2 protein-coding genes are annotated in these 1,314 nt (G+C 57.5%); one reads left to right on the forward strand and one right to left on the reverse strand.

Going from position 1 to position 1,314, the window contains the following annotated elements:
- The coding region (locus ACR0P8_RS09820) for a hypothetical protein (RefSeq protein WP_432624866.1) at positions 1-238 on the reverse strand (238 nt) is incomplete at its 3' end.
- Between ACR0P8_RS09820 and ACR0P8_RS09825 the strand changes: the two genes are divergently transcribed.
- A partial coding sequence (locus tag ACR0P8_RS09825; protein ID WP_432624865.1) for an amino acid permease occupies positions 185-1,314 on the forward strand: 1,130 nt, incomplete at its 3' end. The genes ACR0P8_RS09820 and ACR0P8_RS09825 overlap by 54 nt on opposite strands.

Raw genomic sequence — 1,314 nt, forward strand, 5'->3', positions numbered from 1 at the left:
TCGCAAAGCGTTTTTTGGAAAAGATGCGAATCTGCCACATATAGCGCATTTCGCGGTACGAACAACGGCAGAGATTGTGCGGCTCCCGCGGTAGGGTGTGAACATTATGACTTTTGGGAATACGAAAACCGGAAAAACTGGTATAAGCACGTCCGAAGCGACGGAAACCGCGCAAATCAAATCCATCGAAAGCCTCGACAAAGACAACGACATGGAACGCGGCCTGAAAAATCGCCATGTCCAATTCATCGCCATCGGCGGAACCATCGGCACCGGTCTGTTCCTCGGCTCCGGCAAATCGATCGCGCTGACCGGACCGAGCATCATCCTCGTGTACATCGGCGTCGGCCTGGTCATGTTCCTGCTCATGCGCGCCATCGGCGAAATGATGTACAGCGACCCCAGCCAGCACACGTTCATCAACTTCATCACCCGCTACCTCGGCCGCGCGTGGGGCAAATTCGCCGGCTGGACGTACTGGATTGTGCTCATCCTGACCGGCATGACCGAAATCACGGCCGTCAGCACCTATTTCGTCACATTCTCCGGCACGTTCGGCATCGACCTCAACGCGTGGAAAGGGCTTATCGAACTGTGCTTCCTCGTGGCGCTCACCGGCATCAATCTCATTGCCGTGAAAGTGTTCGGCGAGGCGGAATTCTGGTTCTCCATGATCAAAATCACGCTGATTGTGGGTCTGATTGTCACCGCCGTGGTGATGCTGTTCCTCGGTTTCAGCTACCCGGCCACGCATATCGAAGGCGTGGACGGCACGGTTTCCGGTGCCACTGTGAGCCTTACGAACATTACCGACGGCTTCCAGCTTGCGCCGAACGGCTGGATGAACTTCTTCATGAGCTTCCAGATGGTGTTCTTCGCCTACCAGCTCATCGAATTCGTGGGTGTGACCGTGTCCGAAACCCAGAACCCACGCAAAGTGCTGCCGAAGGCCGTCAACGAGCTGATCATGCGCATCCTCATCTTCTACGTGGGCGCTCTCGTGGCCATCATGGCCATCGTGCCGTGGCGCAACTTCCATCAGAACGCGGACGGCTCGTTCGGCTCCCCGTTCATCATGGTGTTTAAGTACGCGGGCCTCGACTGGGCCGCCGCGCTCGTGTTCTTCGTGGTGATCACCGCAGCCGCGTCGGCACTCAATTCGCTGATCTACTCGGCGGGCCGCCACCTATACCAGCTTGCGCAGGACTCCGAATCGCCCGCTATGCAGCGCCTCGGTGAGGTGTCGGATCACAAGGTGCCGGCGAAGGCGATTATCGTGTCCGGCTGTATGATTCTGTTCTCCCCGCTGATCAA

The sequence above is a fragment of the Bifidobacterium sp. genome (assembly GCF_050874245.1).
GTDB lineage: Bacteria > Actinomycetota > Actinomycetes > Actinomycetales > Bifidobacteriaceae > Bifidobacterium.